Source organism: Gelidibacter sediminis, assembly GCF_004364975.1.
Lineage (GTDB): Bacteria > Bacteroidota > Bacteroidia > Flavobacteriales > Flavobacteriaceae > Gelidibacter > Gelidibacter sediminis.
On record NZ_SOBW01000008.1, the window covers coordinates 469492 to 492380 of the forward strand.

The window sequence follows — 22889 nt, forward strand, 5'->3', positions numbered from 1 at the left end:
ATCGTATAAAATTTGTATTCTTGCAAGTTGAATGTCTTTGACTATGATACCACCTAAAAACACACAATCCACAGCGCCTAAAAAGAGTTCATTAAATCTAAAAACTACAGATTTGCCGTCAGACTCTGATGCTATAATTCCTACTCAGGATGCAACCCCGGAGCCTATAGCGAAAGACCGTTCATTTGGCGAGCGTTGGAAAACACACCGGTTTTGGTTAGTGCGTGTTTCATATCATGTGCTATTTTCAGTTTGGGCTATTGTTATGGCTATTGGTGGCATTATAGCCTGGATTATTGCCATGCTATTTATATGATTTCACAATTACCATTAAGACTATTGCGTGGGTATGTGGGCTGTTCAATTGTGGTCTTTATTGCGGTGCAGACTCTCAAACACTTTGGAGTTGCATCTCCTAAATGGGTTTTTAGCCATCTTAATGATTTTATAGTATTGCCCTTGGTGGCTACTTTAGGATTACACGCCGTTTGGTTTCTTAAAAGAGATACCACCATCCGTCTCTCTATTGTAACAATCTTAAGTTTAGTCCTACTTTTTTCTATAGTCTTCGAATATTATTTACCGCAACAGTCACACCGTTATACTGCTGATATTCTGGATGTGGTAGCCTACAGTTTAGGAGGCGTAGTGTTTTATCTTCTTCAAAAGTTCAAATAGGATCTGAAAATTTATACGGTTTGCTTTTTCTCAATAGATTTTACAAGAGTAAGGTGTATCCCGTATTTTTTTAAGAATTAATCTATAGTTCTTTAAAGATATTATTAATTTCATTAGATTTAGTTCAAATTTAATAGGGTGTTGAAGCGAAGCGTAACAGGATCATTATTAGTGGGTTTGAGTCTCGTGATGTTGCTTTTTGTAGTGTTCAGAACTACTTATGCCACCACTAAAATTGTAGACAAAACACGGAAGGTTTTTATCATAAAAGACAAGGGTAAATTTCAACTCTACAGAAACGGCGTTCCGTTTAAAATTAGAGGAGCTACGGGCCATAGCTATTTAAAGGATTTAGCAGACATTGGGGCCAATACCGTAAGGGTATATGATTTTAAGAATATAGGTACCCTGTTGGACGAAGCCCATCGGCTGAACCTAGCCGTTATTGTAGATATCCCATTATCTAAATATACTGACGGCGACGAATTTTATTCTGATCTTAATCAAATCCGTCAGTTTAAGGATACCATCAAAAATTTAGTAAACTCTTATAAACATCATCCGGCCCTGTTATTCTGGAGTTTGGGTAATGAACTCGACTATCCTTTAGTTTTACGAAAAAATGATTTTATCAATACCTATAATGAGCTTATAGATCTGATTCAAACAGAAGACCCTGACCATCCTGTAGGGACGAGCATTGTGCCCTCAAGACCGCAGACACTGAGCATTCACTTACATTCGCCACAATTGGATTTTATCGGGTTTAATGCCTTTGGAAATCTGCAGATGATCAAACCCCTAATGCGTAAAATTAATTTGCTCACTAACGCCATGCCCTATTATATTAGCGAGTACGGCAATAATGGACCATGGGAGGAGGAAGGCACTCTATGGTCAGTGCCTATTGAACAGACTAGTACTAAAAAAGCGGAACAATACAGTAATTATTATAAGTCCTATATTCAACCAAACACAGCATCTATGGGAGATTTGGTGTTTTATTGGGGTCATAAACAAGAACATACGCACACTTGGTTCAGTATATTTGATGATCAGGGTAGGAAATCGGAGGTATTCTATACATTAAAAACACAATGGGGGCAGCCTGAAAATAAAGCGGAATGGCCGCCACAGATTAACTATATGCGCATTGATAATCAGGGTTCAAAAGACACCCTAATTTATAATGCTAAGACAATCAAAACAGCGGAGATTTTAATGGTAAAAGAACCAATAGAAGACTACCAATACGAATGGGAAATCTATAAGGAAGGCTGGAATTACCAGCAGACTAAAAAAGAAGCGCGCCCGGAAAACATCCCGTTTACTACCATCGCAAAAAATGCAAATTCCCTAACGTTTAAAGTGCCTGAAAAAGAGGGGCCCTATCGAATGTTTGTTTATGTATATGATCAGAAAGGCAATTTTGCAACCACTAATGTCCCCTTCTATGTGCTGAACTAATGACTGATCAAAACATTATAACCCAACCCAAACGACAGGAACTGCTCGTTCTTCGTACGCTTATTGTAATAGCGCTGCTATGTGTTGGTAATTTTTTTTATTGGTTTCTGCAACCTGAGCTTATTGAGACACCGGTGTTATTTATATTGTTAACCTTAGTAATGGTATTTGACACTTTACGGGTCGTGTATATTTGGTATCACTATTGGACAATCAGTGTCCCTGCGCCCCCTGTTTCTAACACACCTTTTACTGTAGATGTGTTTACAACATATTTTCCTGGTGAACCTTATGAAATGACTACCCAAACGCTTTTGGCGATAAAACAAATGGGGTATCCTCACACCACTTATTTGTGCGATGAAGCTGATGATGCTTTTTTAAAATCTTTTTGTCAAACTCATAATATTGTTCATGTAACCCGATCAAATAGGATCAATGCCAAAGCAGGAAACATCAATAACGCATTGCAGCAAGCTACTGGGGATTTGTGCCTCATTTTAGATCCCGATCATATCCCTAAACCTAACTTCTTAGAAGACATTGTACCTTATTTTGAAGATGATGCTATAGGTTATGTGCAAACGGTCCAGGCCTATTACAATATTGATGAATCTTATGTGGCTGAAGGCGCAGCACAGCAAACCTTCCATTTTTATGGTCCAATGATGATGTCTATGAATGCCTATGGTACAGTAAATGCCATTGGAGCTAATTGTCTGTTTAGACGAAAAGCGTTGCTCAGTATTGGTGGGCACGCTCCAGGCTTATCTGAAGATATGCATACGGCCATGCAACTACATGCTAAAGGTTGGCGCTCTATATACGTGCCCAAGGTGTTTACTAAAGGGTTGGTGCCGGCATCATTAACAGCGTATTATAAGCAACAGTTAAAGTGGTCTAGAGGTACTCTCGAATTGTTAGTATCAGTATATCCAAAACTTTTCAAATCATTCAATTGGCGACAAAAACTGCATTATGGGATGTTGCCTTTGCACTATCTGTCTGGAATCATCTTTTTTATAGGATTTTTAATCCCCATTATCTCACTATTTAACGCCTCATTACCTTGGCGCGGAAATGTCATCCGGTTTGGTCTCATATACCTTCCTGTGGTCATGTCCATTATCTGTATACGCATTTATGTACAAAAGTGAGTCATGCACAAAAGTGAGCGCGGTATTCATGTGCAAGGCGGACTGCTGCTCATGTGTACCTGGTGGGTGTTTACATTGGGGGCGTTTTATACGGTTATTAGAAAAAATGTGCCTTACTTACCAACACCTAAGGATGATAAAGAGGTGACCAATTTTAAGATTGTAGTTCCCAATATTGTGGTGGGAATGCTTTCTATTGCCGCCATTATCTATGGTTTGTCTATAGATTTTACGCCGTTTTCAATAGTCATGTCTGGATTTGCTTTACTTAACGCCTTGATTATGTTTTATACCTTGGTGTTTGCGTACCAAAAAATGAACCCTATTTGTTTTCCCAGTCATGAGAACTCCATTATTTATAAAAAGACTACTAGAAATAAGGTATTCAAATTTTTTAGTTCGTCAGCTTTGTTTTTAGTTGTGTTGACCGTTATTGGTAGTGCAGGACTTCAATACTATGGCGATTATGTAAAGTGGGAAGGCGTGACGCCGGCAAAAATAGAACAACATACAATTAATTATATCGGGATTTTTGCACCAAAAGAGGACAATGGACTAACCAATCTGGTGGAGGCTAAGAGAATTTCAAATATGGTGGAAAACGAGTTTAATTTAATCTCTCTTTATTTGGCATGGAATAAGGACATTGCAAATAGTTTTTCTTCACAATTGATTGACGCTATGTATAAACAAAATTCCATTCCTATTATCACTTGGGAACCATGGATCAATACATTTGATGAAAATATTCAAGAACAGCACGTTTTTGATTTGATTTCTTTAGGGTATTTTGACGATTATCTGAAGCAATTTGCCTATAAACTTAAAGATTTGAACAGACCTGTATTTTTAAGATTTGCGCATGAATTTGATAACCCGTTTTATCCTTGGTATTATGAAGGTAATCAGGCGCCAGCCAAATTTAAAATGGCGTGGGTGCATGTTTACGAAATTTTCAAAAATGAAGGGGCTGAGAATGTCATTTGGATATGGAATCCGTGGAAATCAGAACATATTGCCGATTACTATCCGGGGAAAGCCTATGTGGATTGGATGGGGGTTAATGCTCTTAATTATGGCAATTTAAATGGTGATGGCCAATGGCATGAGTTTGAAGAACTTTATGAACCTTATCACGATGCCTTCAAAAAACTACCACCAACTCCTGTGGTCATTTCTGAATTTGGATCCTTAAAAAACAATCCTCAGGAAAATTCCTCAGATTGGATCAATAATGCGGTTACCGCTATAGAGAACAATTTTAAAGAAATTAAATCCATTATCTATTTCAATAGTAAAGTAGATAACAACTGGCCATCAGGGGAACGTGTGGATGCGTATTTGGATTGGTCCCTACCATCGTCACAAACCAAAATTCACATCTTTGCCAACAAGGTAGTGCCCAACTACATCCCTGGACCTTTGCCGGCAATCAGTACTGAGATGATAGAAGTGGATGAAAGTGTCCATCCCTTGACACATATAAAAGGAATCAATTTAAAACAAGGGCAAAGTTGGGAGAATGACTATCACGTGTTGAATCGGAAAAAATTAATATCCAATTTTAAGGATTTGAAGACTATAGGTATCAATACCCTGAAATATCAAGGCAACTCCATCTATGATTACAATGTGTTAAACATCAGCAAAAAGACAGGCCTCAACTTGGCGTATACATTTTGGATTCCTGAGCATCTTGATTTTATGAAGGATACAATGCAACTGACTGAATTAAAAGCAGAGATCTTGGAACGGGTGCGTCATCAGAAATATACCGCGCATATTGTGTCGTGGCACATTGAAAATGATGTGCAGTATAGGCAGAACAATTTTTATCATAAGCCATCGCTACTGTACCAAAATAGAGCGTATGTGTTGTGGTTAAAAGCCTTGGCTGAAGAAATTAAAAATATTGATGCCACTCGGCCGTTGATAGTAGATGTTGAAGTAAATCCGCTAGCCATTTTCCATATCAATCGATTGCTGGCTAACAGTATGGATATAGATGCTATTGGGTTGGTGGTTAAAGAGACCGATTATTTAAATGTAGTGACCGCGTATCTTAAGGATATTAATAAACACTATATCATTAGTGATATTAAGACAGACGATTTTGCAGCGCATCCTATTGTCGCTACTGAAAACACTTTTTTTATAAATTCTTGGCAAGATAAACATGAAAGCAATGCGCTAGATTTTAATGGCATTGTGGATAGAAAGGGGAGGTATAAGCCTGACTATGTCACACTTGCTTCATTATTACAGGAGCATCAGGAAACCGTAGTCCTTCCAAAAATTAAAATTCTTAGACCGGCAAGGTTAATCTATGATGAGAGCTCTTACACATTTCATGCTATGGTCTATCACCCCCAAGACGGTTGGCAAGTGGCTTCTAAACAAAAAGATTTAAAAATTGAATGGTCCTTGATTAAATGTGATGCCTACGGTAATTACCTCGCTCTAAAAGCGGTGGGAACGAAAGCGAAACTCAGCTTAAAAATACCTAAAAACTACACCTATTATAAGTTGCATCTCAGCATTGTTAAGGGCGATTATGTTACAAGCACGCTCACCACTTTAAATACACCGTTACACGTCGATTGATGCATATAGTCGATTGATGCATATAATTGTAAACGGAAAATACATCTGCGTTCATAAAAAACAAATCGTACCTCCATTTATTTTGATAGATTTAACAATGCTAATTAGGATTCGCTCTAATGTATCAGTTTTGACACATAGGTATTAGTTCAAATTACAATACGATTCATTGATTATAACATTCAAATTTTATTAGTTATGCGCACCTTAAAAAAGTATTCTCAAATTTTAGCTTATGGTATCGCAGTCATTCTTGCGGTTGGTTGTTCAACTTCAAAAAGTGTCGTGCAACAGCAAGCTGTGCCAGCACCTGTGGCCATTATTCCGCAACCTCAAGTATTGACCCTGCAACAGGGCGTATATCAAGTGCCTAAAAAGATTACTATTTCCTATGAGGCCGCTTCTCAGGCTGCCGCCACCTTACTCAACAACATATTGCAATCCGCGCGATTGAATAGTGAGATGATTGAGGGATCAGCACGAGCGAATTTTAAACTTATTCATAACCAAGGTTTATTGACACAACTTGGTGATGAAGGTTATCTGCTGGATATTACATCTGATGGGGTGAGCATTCAAGCGGCGGGAGAGGCCGGTTTATTTTACGGCATCCAAAGTTTGAGTCAATTGTTGCCAGTCAGTTTAGCGAATGGCATTCCAGCACCTGAAAACATTCTGTTGCCACAACTTCATGTCAAGGATGTGCCAAAATACAGTTGGCGTGGGAATATGATTGATTTAGCCCGCAGTTTTTTTGGCGTGGACTATTTAAAGCGGCATATGGACCGAATGGCCCTTTATAAACTAAACAGGCTTCATCTACATTTAACTGATGATCAAGGCTGGCGCTTGGAATTGAAAAGCAAGCCTTTACTCTCCCAAATTGGGGGTCAGGGTGCCGTTAAAAATGGCAGAGCAGGATTTTTAACTACAGAAGACTATATAGAGTTACAGGCCTATGCCAAAGAGCGACATATCATCATCATACCTGAAATCGATTTGCCAGGCCATATTTATGCCGCTTTGGTGGCTTATCCTGAGCTAAATTGTGATGGACTTACCAATCTCACTCCTAAAATGGCCACACCACCAGCACATTATGATGGTTATGAAGTGGGATGGAGCAAGTTGTGCTTAACGAATCCTGAAATTTATGATTTTGTTGCTGAGGTGTTGAAAGAGGTTTCAGAAATGACTGAAGGCCCATGGGTGCATATTGGAGGCGATGAGATTGATGATGAGCTTTATGAAACTTTTGTGGTTAAAGCAGATGCCATGGTGCGAAGTTATGGAAAAATCCCTATTGGTTGGGAGGAGATGTCTAAAGCTGATGTGAGCAAGGAGTTTATCAGTCAACGCTGGAATGGTAAAACCGCTCCAAAGTACCCTTCAAAAGTCATCGAGTCTATTTGTACAAGTTTTTATTTTGATCATGCCAACGTGGCGGGACAGGAGCAAACCAATAATTGGTGCCAAAAATCAGGCGTGTCTTTAGAGGATGTGTATCACTTTAATGATCAATACGACGAAATCATAGGGGTGGAAGCACCAGTATGGACTGAATTGGTGGTAACTGATACGATGATGGATAACAGACTTTGGCCACGCTTAATGGCGGTGGCAGAAATTGGATGGTCTGCGACACATAACGATTTTAATGATTTTATCAGCCGTTTAAAAGCCCACGAGTCGCGGTTAGAGGCTCTAAATATTGCCTATTACCCTTTCCCGGAATAATTAAGGGACAACCTAGTAATTATAAACAATTTTTTGCAGTTATGTAAGCTCCAGTAATTATGAAGTTTTTTACGACTAATATGTTGTACACCTCAGTTGTAACCAATTAAATTACCGCTAAAGAGCTAGTATTAATACTTAAAATTTAGATTTCGCTACAGTGAAATATTTTGATATAAAGCGATATTATATTAAAAAAATTGATCGGTCAGTACCCGGTAGTAAAGTTTATAAAAACGTCTGTACATAGTAAGCAGTAATGGGTCTTAACCATGACAATATTGCCGCAACCCAGTCAACTTTGTATGGTAAAGTTTTCATTTTAGCCCCTAAAACCCACACCAAAAAAAGAGGATGGAACTTGCCCCAACCATTCCCCCTCTATACTCATGCTTCGCAAGTGTTTTCATGAGTGTGTCTTCAGCTTCTACAGCGGTTGGATTGTTGGTTTTATGGATGCGTGACCAAAACTTCCAAATGCAATGGTGTGCCGTAACTGTGTCAAGAGTTTGATAGGGTCTTCTTGTGGGAGTCTATCATCCGAAACAATTAAAACCGGTCTGATTCTAGTTTGCAGATGTTCAATTTTCTTCGTCAGATCTGCTCTTAGCAATAATCTTCAGCGAGCTTCATGGTTTTTGACAAAAGGTCTTGAGATTTTTGTATTGACTTGCTTTCATTCATTTTTAATTTGTGAGTATCTTATGGTAGTATTAGCGGTGAGGTTTACTATTCAATGCGCAAGCAAGGTATTAGTTTCTCAAACTCCAAATTTCGTGTAGTGGATCGCCTTTGCTCGATAAACCTTGATGATGCCAATGGCCGTCTTTGAGTTCATAATCAAATTGCAGACTGTTGCCAACGCGGGAGTTGTCTCGAGAAAAGAATTGGATCCTCTCGGTGTACTTACCGTCTACAGTGGTATAGGTGCCACCACCGGTACCCATAAACTGTTTGGTGTCGGTGTTATAGGCAATCCACTGAAAGCGGGTGCCCGATAGAATTTTCATGGTTTTCCGTGGACCGCTGGTGTCGCGCTCTTGCATGTTGCCGTCCCTAACCCGACCAGACATGAGCCAAGCGCCCTGCAAAGCACCTGGGGCGCCATCATCTATTCTTGTTAGCTGGAGGCCATCGGACATGCTGAGTTTTGTGTCGCTGAGCTTCACTTCCTGACGCATCGTTGTTCCCACATGCTCCGGATTTTGAGTGTCAAACTCCAAGGTTTGGGTAAGATTGTGGCCATCTAAAGTGTAGGAGCCGCCACTGGTCATCAGAAATGCACCCGTCTCTGGAGTGTAAGTCGTTGCGGCATAATAACCGTCAGCAAAAATGAGCACCTGCTTAAGGGTTTCGCCAGTATCAGATACGGATGTGCTTTCCCAAGCACCATTAATAGATTGTGCTGACAACGGAACACTTAATATACTACAAACAATTAGGAGAAGCATCTGTTTCATAATCTTAGGTATTGATGTATTTAAAAATAGCGAAAAGTCTTTAAAGTGGTGAATTGAGACGGTACTTCTCCGTTCTCTTAAATTATTGCGCTTTATCTACGGATTTTGAGCCTTATTATATTTCCTATGAGATAAAATCATAGAGGCAAAACCAGTGTAAATTATTTAAGTGCTATAAAGTAGAGCTGAAATATTATAACTGACTTTCCTTCCAATTTTTATAATCTTCAATATCCTTAGACAGCAAGCGGATGCAAAATGCGAACACCGCGGCATCATCTATAAGTCCTACTACAGGTAAAAAATCTGGGATAGCGTCTATTGGTGATAGTACATAAGCCAAAGCGGCACCTATGGAGACAATGCTAAGCCACGGAATTTGCGTATATACACCCCTGGAGTAATCTTTAATCAAGGAAAATAAGAGCTTAAAATCTTCCCAATATTCTAGAAGGTTATTGTTGTTTTTAAATTTTTTATTCAGCTCATCATCTTTCTTCAAAATGGTATTCAAATCTTCTTTTGAGAATTTTTTTGATGCTTTTATATGTTCTTGTTGTGCTTGTTGCTTAGTAAATTTCATCCTTTAGACAATCTTTTAATGATATATAAAACTTATGACATTGCTGTCATTGCCCATTGTTAAATTATTTTGATTGCAATAATTTAAAACAACTAGGTAATTTAAAGATTAAAATTACACTATAAAAAGTTTTTGAATGTAAATTAGATTGCATAGTCGTTACAATTCTTGCGGGAGTCACTTTGTTAACTCTCGAAGGGTTTAAATATACTATTTTTATTAAATAATATACGATTTTACCTACAGAATTGATACTTTTAAATTAGCAATATGAGTTGGAATTGTTATCAAAATGATTTTCACAAAATAGATTGATGTGGACTTATAATCCACTAATTTTGTCACCACAGCGAACAAATGTTAAATCATTTTTTCCATTCAATTTAAATTTTAACTTTTGCCAAATCTTATCTGCTAAACTTATGCCGCTTAAACTTAAGTTTGTACTACTTATCGTACTCTATCTCGTTACCACGTTTACTATACATGCGCAAATCGACTCCAAACCGACACCTAATGATGCCGAATTGCTAGAGAGCTTTATAAAAAAAGAGCCTACAGCTCCTCACAGTGAGACGGAGGTTAGAGTTGGTTATGGAGAAGACCGTGCAGCCAATGCTGCCAAAGTAAAAGATGCAGCAGCCCTAGATGAGGCACCCGTATTTAAGCAGAGCCCTTATGTGATGCGCGAATTTAGAGCAGCCTGGGTGGCTACCGTAGCCAATATTAATTGGCCGAGTAGGAACGGTCTGTCTACAAGACAACAGCAGGAGGAGGCTATCCAATTATTGGATTTTTTAAAAGCACACCATTACAATGCAGTTATTTTTCAGGCACGTCCGCAGGCAGACGCCTTATACCACAGTTATTTAGAGCCTTGGTCGTTCTTTTTGTCGGGTGAAGTTGGGAAAGAGCCCTCGCCGTGGTATGATCCGTTGCAATTTTGGATTGACGCCGCCCACGAAAGGGGAATGGAATTGCATGTGTGGTTAAATCCGTATCGCGCACATCATGGTACCGGTGGGGCTGTAGTACCAAAATCCTTAGTTAAAACCAACCCTGATATCATGGTGCCTTTGCGCAATGGCATGTGGTGGATGGATCCTTCCAAGCAGGCCACACAAGACCATTCGTCTGCCGTGGTAATGGACATCGTAAGACGCTATAATATTGACGGAATTCATTTTGATGATTATTTTTATCCATATGCTTCTTATAATGGTGGACAGGACTTTCCTGACGCCGTAAGTTATCAGGCCTATATAAAGTCTGGTGGGAAGCTTAGCAAAGCCGACTGGCGTCGTGCAGCTGTCAACACTTTTGTGAAACGCATCTATCAGGAAATTAAGGCAGAAAAACCTGAAGTGAAATTTGGTATTAGTCCGTTCGGAATTTGGAGACCTGGTTTTCCGAAATCAATCAGAGGTTTGGATCAGTATAACGAATTGTATGCCGATGCTAAGTTATGGTTAAATGAAGGGTGGATTGATTACTTTACCCCACAATTGTATTGGAAGATTGATAAATCTGGGCAAAGCTTTCCATTGTTATTGGAATGGTGGGAACAAGAAAATACCCAGAAACGCCATTTATGGCCGGGCATTCGTATTGATTACGGTAGAGATGCCGCCAATGTGGATGAGACCATCAACCAAATTAAGTTGACGCGCAGCCTGACAGCTGAAAGTGTGGGTACGGCGCACTGGAGTATCAGTTCCTTATTAAATGACCGCAAATTAGCCAAAGCCTTGTTGGACGGACCGTATAAAAAGCAGGCCTTGGTACCCGCGAGTCCGTGGTTAAATGCCACACCGCCTGCAACTCCGCAAGTGGACACTAAGATGGATGGGCATACCTTAACAATTTCTTGGAACCATACTGCAACAGAAGGTATTTCCAATTGGGTGGTCTTCTATAAATATGGCGAGACTTGGGACTATATAATTTTGGATAAAACAAAAGACAGCATCACGTTGGCACTTTTTTCGGGTGGTTTGGAGGATAGGGAATCTCTAACGGCCATTGGTGTTACCGCCGTAGATAAAACGGGCAATCAGAGTAGTTTTAATGCGGTAGAGCTGAATGAAATGGTATTGGGAACGTCATAGCGGGGCAACAACAGACACTATATAAAAAAAGACATCTTGTAATTAAGATGTCTTTTTTTTATTTTAATGGCGTGTTCTTAAAACATGTAGCCTAGAGAAAATTGCACCACACTATTTTTAATATCCGGGTTTTCAACAACGGTGGTTACGCCATAGCTATAGCGCGCTTGTGCAAATAAATTGTCATTAATGGAGTAGCCGAAACCAATATTCAGTCCGAAATCAAAGCCTTCGGCATCAGTTTCAGCATCAGGGATGGCACTGTCTTCAAACTCGGCTTTATCATTCAGTAAAAAAGAGAATTGCGGACCTGCTTCTATGCTGAAATGATCTGATACATAGTATTTTGCCATTAAAGGAATCGCAAGGTAATCGATCTTCACTTTAACGATATCCTGAGCTTCTGCGCCTTGTCGTGAATACAGCACTTCTGGTTGCAAAGAAAAAGTATCACTAAATCCTATTTCCGCAAGACCACCAATATGATAACTGAACAAATTGTTTCGGTCGGCATCGCCTCCTGAGAGTGTCGTGATATTAAGTCCTGTCTTTACTCCAAAATCGACATTTTGAGCTGTCAATGAAGTTGCTAGTCCAAAAAGGGCAAAGCTTAATAATAAGTAGATTTTTTTCATGATAAATATGGTTTTTATGATTAAAAAATACAATTTCAAAGCCTTCGTACACTAAAAAAAAACGTGAAGATTTAGGACCTAAGGCGATATCAAATCTACTAAAAGTTAGAGACACTATCAAATACTAGCTATTCTTATCTCACGTGTGTATAGCCTGATCAAATGGTATACAGATTAGAGTCCCAAATTATATCCTAAAATTAATTTTAGGGTGTTAGTTTTGGCGCTCCCGCCCACATGTTTTGGAACGTCGCCTGTATCGATGACCCCAAAATCATCACGTATTTCTAAGGTGAGGTCATGTTTGTCATTGAGCGCTATAGAGGCGCCAAAGCCTATAGAGAACCCAAAATCGAGGTCCTTCTGCGCTGTAATGGTACCATTTGTATCTTGGTGGTATTCTGGTTTGGTTTTGCTGCTTAATAGATAATTGAGGAATGGACCGGCATTGGCGAAAAATGGAGAGCTACCAAATTTATATTTTAATAAAATGGGCACGTTTATATAACTGTAGATTTTTTTGAAATCTTCCTTTCCAGATTCTTCGGCATCGTAATCGAAATAAATGATACGAAACTTTTTTAGCTTTTGTTCGTAATTTACAGAGGCTTTTACGGACAACTGCTCTTGTAAAATGTAATCTAAGGTCACGCCAAAAAGTTGGCCGACTTTATAATTTTGGTATTTGGCATACTCATGACCTCTAAGATCAGGATAATTTAAACCTACATTGACGCCTATTTTGTAATTGGTTTGGGCACTTGCGTGTACTGCACCAATTAAGGCGATGCCGATAAATAAAACTTTTAAATGCTTCATGGGTGTAGGTGGTTTTTTAAAGGAAGAGATGTGGTGCGCCAAATGCTACTCGTTCAATTTAATGGGTTTTTTATTCTCAAACCGATATTCATCTAAGTTGGCCAGTTCATTAGCTATTTTAATTTTCCATATGTTAAGCTGCTCTTTATCGCGACCGCTATCAGTGGCTTGTATCAGTTCCAACCGCAACTCCGAAAATTGGGCCATGATCTCATTATTAATTTGGTTGACAATGTCAAAACCTTTAGCAATCTTGCCTTTGTCTTTGAGGATTTGTTTTCTGAATTTTCGGGATTGGATTTCGGCAAGGTCAAATTGCAACTGCTGAAATTCCAATTGCTGTTGCAGGTGCGCCACTTTAGTTGTGTCTATCCAAGAGGCTTTTCCTAAAAAGATATTGTCGATTTTCTGATTCAGATTTCGTTTCATGAAATCGAACCCAGAAAGGGCATGGCTAATCATAAATTGACTAAATACGGCTTCATTCTGATCAGTACTAATCTTAATCTTAAAATCGTCCAAATTGAGTTTATGATCTTCACTCCACCTAAGTTGTCCCTCTTGTAATTCTTGCCCAAAATTGATTTGAACACATGCCATACTTAGCACTAGAACGAATATAATTCTGATCATCTGATGTTTCGATTTGAGATTGTAAATTTTAACTCTCGCATAGCTGCCATCCGAGTGTTAAGGAGGCTAATTTATAAAATTTCGGTATAGGTAGCTACAGATTGTCTTAATAAACTATTACAAATAATCAGGCATGCACATTGTGACTCTTTTTTGTTTGAAGGCTTGAGGTATTGAGTCCATTGGGCTGTTTAAGCTGGTTAACCAAAGTGGGTTGCTAAGTTTAAGAGATGTCTCTTGCGGTTATTTTTTTTTCTTTAGGGCGTCTAGGCGCTCTTTATAAGCAGAGTCACCGCTAAGGTCAAAAGCCTTGGTCAACATCAGTAGCGCCTTGTTGGTATTGTTGGTGTTTTCATAATAATCTGCCATCGCTGCATGGGCATTGGCACTCTGTGGATAATATTTTAGCGCGAACTCCAAATACATTTTTGCTTTTTCGGGCTGACCTATATCCATGTTCATATAGCCGGACATGGTCAAAAGTTCTTCAGGATATGGAGGTTGCGCGTAACCAAAATGGGCCTTAAGTTTTTGCTGTCTGTATTTTACAATTTCCATCAGCCGTTCTTTTGGGGTGTCAAAATTGTTGATTTCATCCGTATGTTCCATTTGAAACCATTCAAAAACAGAAATTAATCCATCCCTAATGGATGGCAAGGCCACCGTACCATGCAAATCCTTTGGGTAAAACTTCCAATTAAAATCCAAGCCATTTTGCGCGTTAGTGGTCATCAAATTCGCAAAGGCCATATTAGAGCGCGAAAAAAGGGTAAAGTCGGTAGTGTCTTGCATCACATTCTCTAAGGTTATCGTGGCGTCCTGCATGTGCAATTGGCCGCTTAAAGACATAAACACGGACTTATTTTTAAAGGTTTGTGAGGGTATTAGGGCTTGGGCGGCTTTTAACAAGTGTTGATCATCCCAATCTAAACTAGGATCTATGGCGATATAGTTTGAAAATACTGCAGGATGGTAAAGCAGGCTGTACATAGTAAACAATCCACCGTATGAATGCCCTATTAAGGTCCTGAAATTGGTAACAGGGTAAGTGTCTTCAATGTAGGGAATGAGTTCCGAAGCTATAAATTTATGAAAATTGACTGCCTCGCCGTTGTCCTGTTCAAATGGACGTCCGTACATTTGGGTTACTTTTGAGGTGGTGAAGTCTCGCATTCTGTGGCTCTCGTTGGCAATACCAACCAGAATCATTTCAGGGAAAAAGCCACCACTGTAAAACCTGTGGATATTGGTGAGCGTAGGCAAAAACACTTCGCCATCCAAAATAAAAACTACGGGGTACTTTTCGTTTTGGGCAGGGTTGTAATTCTCGGGGAGTTCCACGTATATTTTCCGGTACTCTTGTAAAGTTTCCGAATAGAGGCTGTCCAAAGTGCCCACCTGTTGTAAATACTGCTGTTGTGGTTTGGGTTGCCCGTAAGCAGCGCCTTGATAGCAGATACTTAAACCAATTGCTATGATGAATTTGATCGGCGACATGCGGTGTTAAAAGTGGTTTAGTGCGGGATGTTGCGAATAATCATTACCAATTTAACACTTTTGGCCGACTTATGAAAAAGATGGCCTTATTTTGATCGTGTATGTATTCATGCCTATGGTGGTGATGAAAAAATTTCGGGATCAAAATTTCCTACTGTAGATGGACCAATTGATAGCTTACTTGAAGCAGCTGACTTTATTTCCTGACTATTAATTTTCTTAACTGTTCTTTTGCCCCTTTTCCTGGTCGGTCTGCAAAGCCATTTACTAATTCTCCATTTGGATTATAAATTAAATGATGAGGAATCGTTTTAATTCCTAAATGCTCCATAACCATAGAGACATTTCCATTTTCAGCAAAATAATTTTGGCTATTCCAAATACCTTCAGATTCTATCGCTTTTTTCCAATTTTCTTTTTGGTCATTTAAACTGATATAAATAAACTCAATGTTATCTTCTTTAAATTCTTTTATAAGCTTTTTGGATTCAGGCATTGTTTCTCGACAAGGCTGACACCAACTTGCCCAAAAATCAATATAGAGCCATTTCCCTTAGTAGTGTTTAGCTGTAGTTTTTTGAAGTATTTTTCTTTGTCTTTCATTCTAAAATTTTGACCAATTCCATTATAAGCATCGAACAGTAAATAATTTTTAGCAGATTGATTAAATCGCTGATCATTTAAAATAGAGTCAAAACGAATTCTTGAATCGATATAGAACCCACCAGAATTCACATTGTTTTCTTTTATAAATTCCAAATTATATTGAGAGATATTCTTTAAATAGTCACGGAAAAATGAGAATGTCATTAAAGAGTCTGTTTTTGCCAAATCGAAACCGAACTTTTGCTCAATAATTTCTTTACCCCTTAGGGTGTTATTTTGTTTCAACCATTTTGTAATCGTTTTGAGCTTCTTATGTTTTTCCATTAACATATTTAAAGCATCTTTTCGATAGTTGTAGTTGGTCTCCGTAATTGTATTAGAATTGAATAAGGAATCTAATAGTATAACTTCTCTGTTATAATCAATTTGCGCCTTGTTGTAGTAATCAATGGAATTTTGTTCATGGTTTTTAAGATTGTTATCTATAAAAACACTTGTAAAAATCAGGTGATGGCTTGTGTATTTATTATTAAATAATTTTTTAAGTCTGTAACTGTTATAATTTAGTTCATCATCATTTACATTTCTATTGGTTATCTTCGCTTTAGGGATGTTGTCAGTATAATTAAAAACAACTGTATCTCCATTTTTCACTAAAAAGGTATCGGGCATGGAAGTAAAAAAGTTGTTTGTAGTGAATTCAAGATATTCAGAATAGCACTCAATAACAATAGTGTCACGAACATTTGGTTTGGGCAGCCAAGTTTGTTCGTTATTCATATAATCTAAATAGGTAAAACCATTTTTAGCGTAAAAAGCTTTTGGACCTAAACTATCCTTTAGTGTTTTTCCTATACTGTCTTGTTTTATTAAATGAGAATATTTTTTTGGTGCATTTATTGAAATCAAAACAATTGTATTTGATTTTTCTACTTTGGGTTCTATATTACTATGCTCATCCTTGCAGGAAAACATTAATGTTATGATTAGGAAAAAGTAGATTGTTAGATCTGATTTCATTTTCAAATAGGATTGTATTCCGAAGCCTGTCGGAGATAGTGTCATTCAGATTTATACAAATCAGGAGTGACAGCAATATCTAAGGCGAACGTACCATTTTTATCATAATACTTGTAATCCATGGTAATGTTGTTGTCTCTGTACACCTTTAAATCAGGGCTGGATTTGATGTTTTCAATGATACTGGGCCTGATATATTTGTTGACCGTGTCTAAATTTACCTCCGATTTCTCCAAATCGATAAGCGTATAATAATATATAAAGTTGGTTTTTCCTTTACTCGCCACACTATCTAATCTGGTGTAGGCATCAATGCTCATTGGCGTCTGCTTGTTAATTTCGACTACGGCTTTTTTTAGTTCGGATTCAATATCCTGCTTAAAAAATTGTTGCACGATAAAATAAGAGGAGACTGCCGCAATTACACCAACAACGATGCCTACCGTTTTGCCTTTTGATTGTTTTTTTTCTGGTTCCATGTGTGGTAAGTTTTTAGGGTTGATAATGTGTTTGTTAAGGGGGTTTTACGCATTATGGCCTGTCGTTATAAACAAAACCTACTATGCACCTATTAATCTAATTGCGGTGCTAGGTCTATTTGAAGCCAAGTTTCCAAAATCTGAATCAATCGCTGTTTTTCTGCTGGAGTCATAAATTTGATCCTTGCGTTTCCGTGATGCTTTCCTGGGAGTATAAACCATTCCGAATCAACATCAGGATTTGGTGGGACTGCACTAGCTGACCAGGTATCAATTTCACCATAAATATAGAGCATCTTATGGGCGTCAGTCTGCAACCATTTATTCACATCAGTTAACAGTTGTCCATCAAAAGTGTCTGTCATTTCAAAAGGGAAAAATAGTGCCATTGGGTTGGTATCAGTGGGCAGTTCCTTGAGATAATTTTTAAACTTTTTGGTGTCGTATCCATAATACCCCATTTCAGTTGCCGATTGGTAGTAATGTGAACTGTAGGTTTCAATGGTAGCATCACTAAAAAAGGTCAAGTTAGACACCGTTAAGAAATATTCGGTAAGGTCTTCTATGCTGGCAGATTTAGAAGGAATGGTTTCACAATCATAACCGTATTGCCAAAACGAAAACGGGAATTCCATAACGGCATATTCAAATGCTTCGTCCAAAGACAGGTACGAATAGTTTGCTTGTGCCCCTAGGCTATAAAACTTTAATAAAGGAATGATCTGCGCTCTGTTTTTTAATATCTGGAGCTGAAAGTTTTCGATGTTGGTCCTACAGTCTTTAGTGCCTACAGTCTCTAGAAAGCTGTAGATCCGTTGTTCTTCGTAAGCGGTGTTGATGGGTGCAACGTACGGCACGCTAACATCTATATCATTGGGATAAAAATAGCGATAATAAATGGTTGTGGCACCGCCCTTGCTAATTCCTGTGCTCAACCACTTTTTTGGGTACACCTTAGCAAACAGCTGTTTGATATGGTGAAGGTCTGCCGTTGCTTGTTTTAAATTTAAATAGCGGTAGTTTAATGAGTCGGGCATGCTTTCTCCAAAATAGCGGTGCTCCACCTGTAGTTGGTTGGCATCCAATAAGGTGGTCAACTCGTAAGTTCTGAGTTGATTCGCGCTATAGCCTTCCGTCACCATCACCGTTGGCTGATCAAAACCCTTGTGCGAGAGATAGACCTTTTGATGAAAAAAGCCTTTGCTGGCATCTTCATGGTCTATGGGTTGTTTTATGTGCAGGGTATAGTTGCTAGAGCCATTGGCGGCCTCTAATTTTTCAAACGATACATCTGGGAGTTGAGAGAGTACGGACGCGATATCGGTATGTTGCGCATAACTGTACAAGGACATCGCAACCAGTAGAAATAAACATAAAGTTCTTTTCATAATAATCATTTATTTTACCACATGGTGTCGTGGCCATGTTTCAGTGTTGCTTATTGATAAATTTTGGGCAACACAGACTATTTTAATTTTTAAATTTATTCTTTACACAGTTTCCCATTTATCACCTGTTTGATGTCTTGATCATTAAGTGTGGACTTAAAATAGAAACAATTACCTTCAATTTTTATGAGTTCTACAAGTAGGCCGTTAGCGTCATTTATATACTTTTGATAATCGCTCAGTTCCATTTTTGAGGCGTCAGAGGTAAGGCGGTAGCTGCAATCATCAATCCACTCTATAATTTGGTATGCGGTTTTGTTAAAGTCGGCACCTAATAGTTGATCAGGATCCTCTACCGTTTCAATTTGTTGTGTGCCATTTCTGTGAATTTTGTAGGACAAGAGTGTTTCTTTATCTGCAGGCACATAAAAATGTCCTTCCTTAAAATCGGCGCAGGTTAAGTCTTGCGCATTTGTAGCTAGAGTGATCAGTAAAGCCGAATAAATTATTGTTTTTTTCATAACATATACCACCAATTTTGATAGTACAAGTTGGTATTTATACCCATGCGGACTTGCTATTTGAGGTCTGGTTGGTGGTGGAAAGTTAGTTATTTTTATTCAGAATACGAGGACTTATTTAGGGAGCGCTCACCTTTGCTTATAATTTTATATGGAAGTATTCCAATATTTTTCAAGGTAAATAATTGGTTTATTTGTTGTTAAATTATTGATCTAGAAGCGTTTTAAACAATTTGATTAAACGCTGATCTTCCTTTCTTATATAATATGCCACTAAACCAAAAGCAATTGGGAAAATGAGAATAAACGGAAAAGGAATTCCTGTCAGTATTGTTAATTTTAGAACGGTCATCACTAATGATGGAATGAGCATCAACATCAACCAATATTTGCTTTTGGTTTCTAATATAATTTTTGTTTTTGAATCTGTCAACGCATGTAATCGCCCTAAAACTATAATGTCGCTTTTGGTATTATGATAATTTGTGTCGAACAAGAGATTGGAACCGAAAGAAAAATTTAAGCTTAGTACAAATTCGTGTTCTGATACTCAATTGCAATGGAAATGTTTAACATTTTGGTTCAGTTCCGTCTTTATATGAGCCGTGGAAAGGTTTATGACAAAAGATTCATAGTGTGCATCAAGTAGTTTTACTATTTTCATTTTAGTTTGGGGCTTGTTTACTTAGCCAGACAAATTTAAAAAAAATACGCGGGCATCATATACCTTAGCACATAATACGTTTTATGTATTAGCGGTGGCGAGGGCTGTTACAGACAACTGCAAACAGGAACTTGTCATTATAAAATTCGCAGGATTTTATAGGTAGGCGAGAACAAGCCACGCCAGAACATTTCTTTCGGGATGGTTGCTTATACACACTGCTTTAATACGTTATTTTTTCAGACGGAAGTTGGATGAACTTGAATTTGTCATCCAATTACTTTCAATACTTTCATTATTGTCTCAAATTGAGGGTTAATCCCATCCGATATTGCTTTGTATAAACTTGGTCTGCTCATTCCAGTTTCGTCCGCAATTTTTGGCATTCCTATTGCCTTTGCGATGTGTCCGCTTGCATTTATCACATCAGCATTGTTGGCTTGTTCCAAAACAGTGGGGAGATATGGGTTTTGCAGTAGAGTGAGTTTAATGCACCACAACATGATAATTTACACAACCAAAGAATGTTGTGTAATACACTACTTCAATACTTTAGTATGAAATTTTTACCTAAATAAAACGAATGCCGTGTTCAGCACAAATAGCAGTCACCTTTTCAAAATCGGGTGGACCGGCAGGTAATTGAGCTAGTTTTGTAAACATGTGTTCAATGCCGGCAGGAAACGCAGAAGTCATCATTTTAGCTTTTTTGGTACCCACCACTTTCCATGAATGAGGGATGTCTTTAGGTGCAAACGCCATGTCTCCTTCATTTAATGTTTGCGTTTTGCCATCAATGGTGATGTCAATTTGACCTTTGACAACCCTAAATATTTCATCTTCTTTAGTGTGGATATGCGGTGGAATTTCAACCCCTGGCGCCACGTTGTCCACCCATTCGACAATTTGATTATTGGTATCACTACCTACCAGCTTATGAGTTTGAATATCTCCTAAAACGTTCAAGACATCGCCTTCAGCGTCCTTAACAATTTTAGCTTTAAACTTAGTTAAAGATAAGGATTTTGAGCTGCTCGTTTGTGCCTGAAAAATTTCCGGAATAAACGTTAAACCTAATCCAAGTCCTGTGGTCTGTAAGAATTTTTTTCTGTCCATGATTAAAGTTTTTTAGCAAGTTACATGCCTGACTAAGGCGATGCAATGTGAAAATCACAGTTAATCCTTAGATTTTGGGAGCGCTTAATACATTCTAAGCTTGGAAGGCACTATTCCGGCATGATTTTTAAAGAAATAACTGAAATAATCAGGAGATGAAAAGCCGAGCTCAAAACTAATTTCTTTAATTGTTTTGTTCGAAAATTTTAAAGCATGTCTGGACCGCATAAGTAATTGTTCAATGATGATGCTTTTGCTGCTTGTTCCTAACACCTCCTGCACACATTCATTTAAATACTTAGGAGATATATGAAGTTGCTCGGCATAGAAAACAACATCATGATGGTTGAGTATATGTTGATCAACCAATCCTTTAAAAGAAAATACAATATGGTTTTTAGTATTGTTATTGGATACAACGGATTTGATATTACACTGTCCATCACAATAGATAAAAAATGTATTCAAGAGCGAAAGTATGGCGTCATCTTTATGATTTAAATGAGATCCTAATAATTCATCAATCATTTCAAGTATGGCTTGTGTTCTTTTTTCTATTCCTGGACTCAGTTTAAATAGTGGAATTTCACCAGAATTAAACAACACAACTTTATTAATGTGCAGCTGACTTAACACTGGATGGTTTAAAATGTCTCTAGACAGATACAAAATATACCCTGAATAGGTGAAACCATCATTTTTATGAATTTTCCAATCGTATTTAGGCTCAAGAAAAACAATGGAGTTGGAGACATTGCTGTATAAAACTTGATCTATTTCAATACCCTTTATCTCATTTTTAATCCAACATACGGCATAATAATCGCTATAATTTTTTACCGTTGTTTTTTTTATAATTTGCGTTATGTCTAAAGCGTCAGCTGTCATTAATTACTGGTATCACGTGTAGTTTGTTGATTTAGTGTGTGTTAAATATAATAAACTTTCAATACATGCTGAGAGAATTTAAATTACTGTTTATTCACAAACTCATATGGCTGTTGGTTGTATTCGGTTAAACCACCATAAGTAAGGATTGTAAGTTTAATGGTTGTAGGGGCCGTTCTCCAATTATAGATGATCTACAATTTATATAGGCGACGATTCAATTTTAAATTGAATGCTTCTGATTCTCTCAATTTTTATTCTATGAACGCGCTGCAAGATTACAGGGTAGAGATTAACAATAACATTCAACAATACCGTTACTATGGTAATAAGGAAATGTTTTTGGAGTATCAGCGGGATTATGGCCACAAGAATACATATAAATGCACCAAGATGGCCAAATTCCGACTGTCGCGTTTGAAAATCGAGATTTTCTAAGCCCTGTTGTGTACCGTCAAAATAGCGTTTTCTGTATTTATCTTTCCCCCAAATCAGTACCAATAGAAATTTTCTGAAGAGTTCTATGTTTAATAGCTGTGCAAATTTATTGAGAAATTTAGGGTTCTTAATGTGGTAGTAACGCTTGGTTAAGAGCCGATTGGTTTTATAGGCAAAGCCCACAAACGCGAAAACCCCTGTAATAAAAAGATTTATGAGGATGGCTGATATAATTTTGACCGACCAATGCAGCGCATCAGGTTCTAAAAACCATAAGGTTTTCAGGAGTTCATAAGACCTATAGGCAAGGAAGATAGCAATTAATGGAAACAGAATTTTTTTAACCATCCTTGTTTAAGCTCAAAAATTCACGTTCTGTAATAGATTTAAA

24 protein-coding genes are annotated in these 22889 nt (G+C 37.9%); 7 read left to right on the forward strand and 17 right to left on the reverse strand.

The genetic code is table 11. The annotated features are described in order from the left end of the window. The first annotated feature begins 43 nt into the window (after window positions 1–43). The 6 genes from BXY82_RS08730 (at window position 44) to BXY82_RS08755 (ending at window position 7643) form a co-directional block, all read left to right on the forward strand. Window positions 44–316: a hypothetical protein gene (locus BXY82_RS08730; RefSeq protein WP_133757816.1), complete on the forward strand. Its 273-nt coding sequence runs from the start codon at window positions 44–46 to the stop codon at window positions 314–316. Then, window positions 313–678: a hypothetical protein gene (locus tag BXY82_RS08735; protein ID WP_133757817.1), complete on the forward strand. Its 366-nt coding sequence runs from the start codon at window positions 313–315 to the stop codon at window positions 676–678. The genes BXY82_RS08730 and BXY82_RS08735 overlap by 4 nt, the downstream gene beginning before the upstream one ends. 141 nt (window positions 679–819) lie before the next feature. Next, on the forward strand, window positions 820–2145 hold the full coding sequence (locus tag BXY82_RS08740) for a glycoside hydrolase family 2 TIM barrel-domain containing protein (protein WP_133757818.1): 1326 nt from the start codon (window positions 820–822) through the stop codon (window positions 2143–2145). Then, window positions 2145–3302 (forward strand): glycosyltransferase family 2 protein, encoded by a 1158-nt coding sequence (locus tag BXY82_RS08745; RefSeq protein ID WP_133757819.1) that lies wholly within the window; start codon window positions 2145–2147, stop codon window positions 3300–3302. Before BXY82_RS08740 ends, BXY82_RS08745 begins: the two co-directional genes overlap by 1 nt. Before the next feature lie 3 nt (window positions 3303–3305). Then, window positions 3306–5906 (forward strand): glycoside hydrolase family 26 protein, encoded by a 2601-nt coding sequence (locus BXY82_RS08750; protein WP_133757820.1) that lies wholly within the window; start codon window positions 3306–3308, stop codon window positions 5904–5906. Window positions 5907–6104: 198 nt separating this feature from the next. Continuing rightward, a complete protein-coding gene (locus tag BXY82_RS08755; RefSeq protein ID WP_133757821.1) occupies window positions 6105–7643 on the forward strand; it encodes a beta-N-acetylhexosaminidase in 1539 nt (512 codons plus the stop codon). Window positions 7644–8070: 427 nt separating this feature from the next. Here the strand turns inward: BXY82_RS08755 and BXY82_RS15700 are convergent, their stop codons facing one another. From BXY82_RS15700 to BXY82_RS08765, 3 genes are all read right to left on the reverse strand, one after another. Further along, window positions 8071–8256 (reverse strand): DIP1984 family protein, encoded by a 186-nt coding sequence (locus BXY82_RS15700; RefSeq protein ID WP_394345930.1) that lies wholly within the window; start codon window positions 8254–8256, stop codon window positions 8071–8073. Window positions 8257–8395: 139 nt separating this feature from the next. Beyond that, entirely contained in the window at window positions 8396–9103 is a 708-nt protein-coding gene (locus BXY82_RS08760) for a membrane or secreted protein (protein ID WP_133757822.1), read from the reverse strand. A gap of 193 nt (window positions 9104–9296) precedes the next feature. Continuing rightward, on the reverse strand, window positions 9297–9686 hold the full coding sequence (locus BXY82_RS08765) for a YkvA family protein (RefSeq protein ID WP_133757823.1): 390 nt from the start codon (window positions 9684–9686) through the stop codon (window positions 9297–9299). Between the two features lie 422 nt (window positions 9687–10108). Here BXY82_RS08765 and BXY82_RS08770 point away from each other — a divergent pair, with 422 nt between their 5' ends. Further along, entirely contained in the window at window positions 10109–11794 is a 1686-nt protein-coding gene (locus BXY82_RS08770) for a glycoside hydrolase family 10 protein (protein WP_208293690.1), read from the forward strand. 77 nt (window positions 11795–11871) lie between these two features. Here the strand turns inward: BXY82_RS08770 and BXY82_RS08775 are convergent, their stop codons facing one another. The 14 genes from BXY82_RS08775 to BXY82_RS08840 form a co-directional block, all read right to left on the reverse strand. Next, entirely contained in the window at window positions 11872–12429 is a 558-nt protein-coding gene (locus BXY82_RS08775; RefSeq protein WP_133757824.1) for a porin family protein, read from the reverse strand. 174 nt (window positions 12430–12603) lie between these two features. After that, entirely contained in the window at window positions 12604–13248 is a 645-nt protein-coding gene (locus BXY82_RS08780) for a porin family protein (RefSeq protein WP_133757825.1), read from the reverse strand. A gap of 45 nt (window positions 13249–13293) precedes the next feature. Then, window positions 13294–13881, reverse strand: coding sequence for a hypothetical protein (locus BXY82_RS08785; protein ID WP_133757826.1), 588 nt, complete (start codon window positions 13879–13881; stop codon window positions 13294–13296). 243 nt (window positions 13882–14124) lie between these two features. Continuing rightward, a complete protein-coding gene (locus BXY82_RS08790) occupies window positions 14125–15378 on the reverse strand; it encodes an alpha/beta hydrolase-fold protein (protein WP_133757827.1) in 1254 nt (417 codons plus the stop codon). A 196-nt stretch (window positions 15379–15574) separates the two neighbouring features. Then, window positions 15575–15874 carry a TlpA family protein disulfide reductase gene (locus tag BXY82_RS08795; protein WP_243835762.1) on the reverse strand — a complete coding sequence of 100 codons (300 nt, stop codon included), beginning with the start codon at window positions 15872–15874 and terminating at the stop codon, window positions 15575–15577. Further along, window positions 15850–16959, reverse strand: a complete 1110-nt coding sequence (locus BXY82_RS08800; protein ID WP_133757829.1) for a hypothetical protein — start codon at window positions 16957–16959, stop codon at window positions 15850–15852. The genes BXY82_RS08795 and BXY82_RS08800 overlap by 25 nt, the downstream gene beginning before the upstream one ends. An 86-nt stretch (window positions 16960–17045) precedes the next feature. Continuing rightward, window positions 17046–17483 (reverse strand): hypothetical protein, encoded by a 438-nt coding sequence (locus tag BXY82_RS08805; RefSeq protein ID WP_133757830.1) that lies wholly within the window; start codon window positions 17481–17483, stop codon window positions 17046–17048. A gap of 92 nt (window positions 17484–17575) precedes the next feature. Continuing rightward, window positions 17576–18871, reverse strand: a complete 1296-nt coding sequence (locus BXY82_RS08810; protein ID WP_166643278.1) for a S28 family serine protease — start codon at window positions 18869–18871, stop codon at window positions 17576–17578. Window positions 18872–18966: 95 nt separating this feature from the next. Continuing rightward, window positions 18967–19392: a hypothetical protein gene (locus BXY82_RS08815; RefSeq protein WP_133757832.1), complete on the reverse strand. Its 426-nt coding sequence runs from the start codon at window positions 19390–19392 to the stop codon at window positions 18967–18969. 205 nt (window positions 19393–19597) lie between these two features. After that, complete coding sequence (locus tag BXY82_RS08820) at window positions 19598–19888, reverse strand: hypothetical protein (protein ID WP_133757833.1); 291 nt, start codon at window positions 19886–19888, stop codon at window positions 19598–19600. Window positions 19889–20325: 437 nt separating this feature from the next. Beyond that, window positions 20326–20559: an addiction module antidote protein gene (locus BXY82_RS08825; protein ID WP_133757834.1), complete on the reverse strand. Its 234-nt coding sequence runs from the start codon at window positions 20557–20559 to the stop codon at window positions 20326–20328. 67 nt (window positions 20560–20626) lie between these two features. Further along, window positions 20627–21172 carry a cupin domain-containing protein gene (locus BXY82_RS08830; protein ID WP_133757835.1) on the reverse strand — a complete coding sequence of 182 codons (546 nt, stop codon included), beginning with the start codon at window positions 21170–21172 and terminating at the stop codon, window positions 20627–20629. 84 nt (window positions 21173–21256) lie between these two features. Then, window positions 21257–22060 carry a helix-turn-helix domain-containing protein gene (locus BXY82_RS08835; protein WP_133757836.1) on the reverse strand — a complete coding sequence of 268 codons (804 nt, stop codon included), beginning with the start codon at window positions 22058–22060 and terminating at the stop codon, window positions 21257–21259. 201 nt (window positions 22061–22261) lie between these two features. After that, entirely contained in the window at window positions 22262–22846 is a 585-nt protein-coding gene (locus tag BXY82_RS08840; protein WP_133757837.1) for a glycosyl-4,4'-diaponeurosporenoate acyltransferase CrtO family protein, read from the reverse strand. Window positions 22847–22889: the final 43 nt, after the last annotated feature.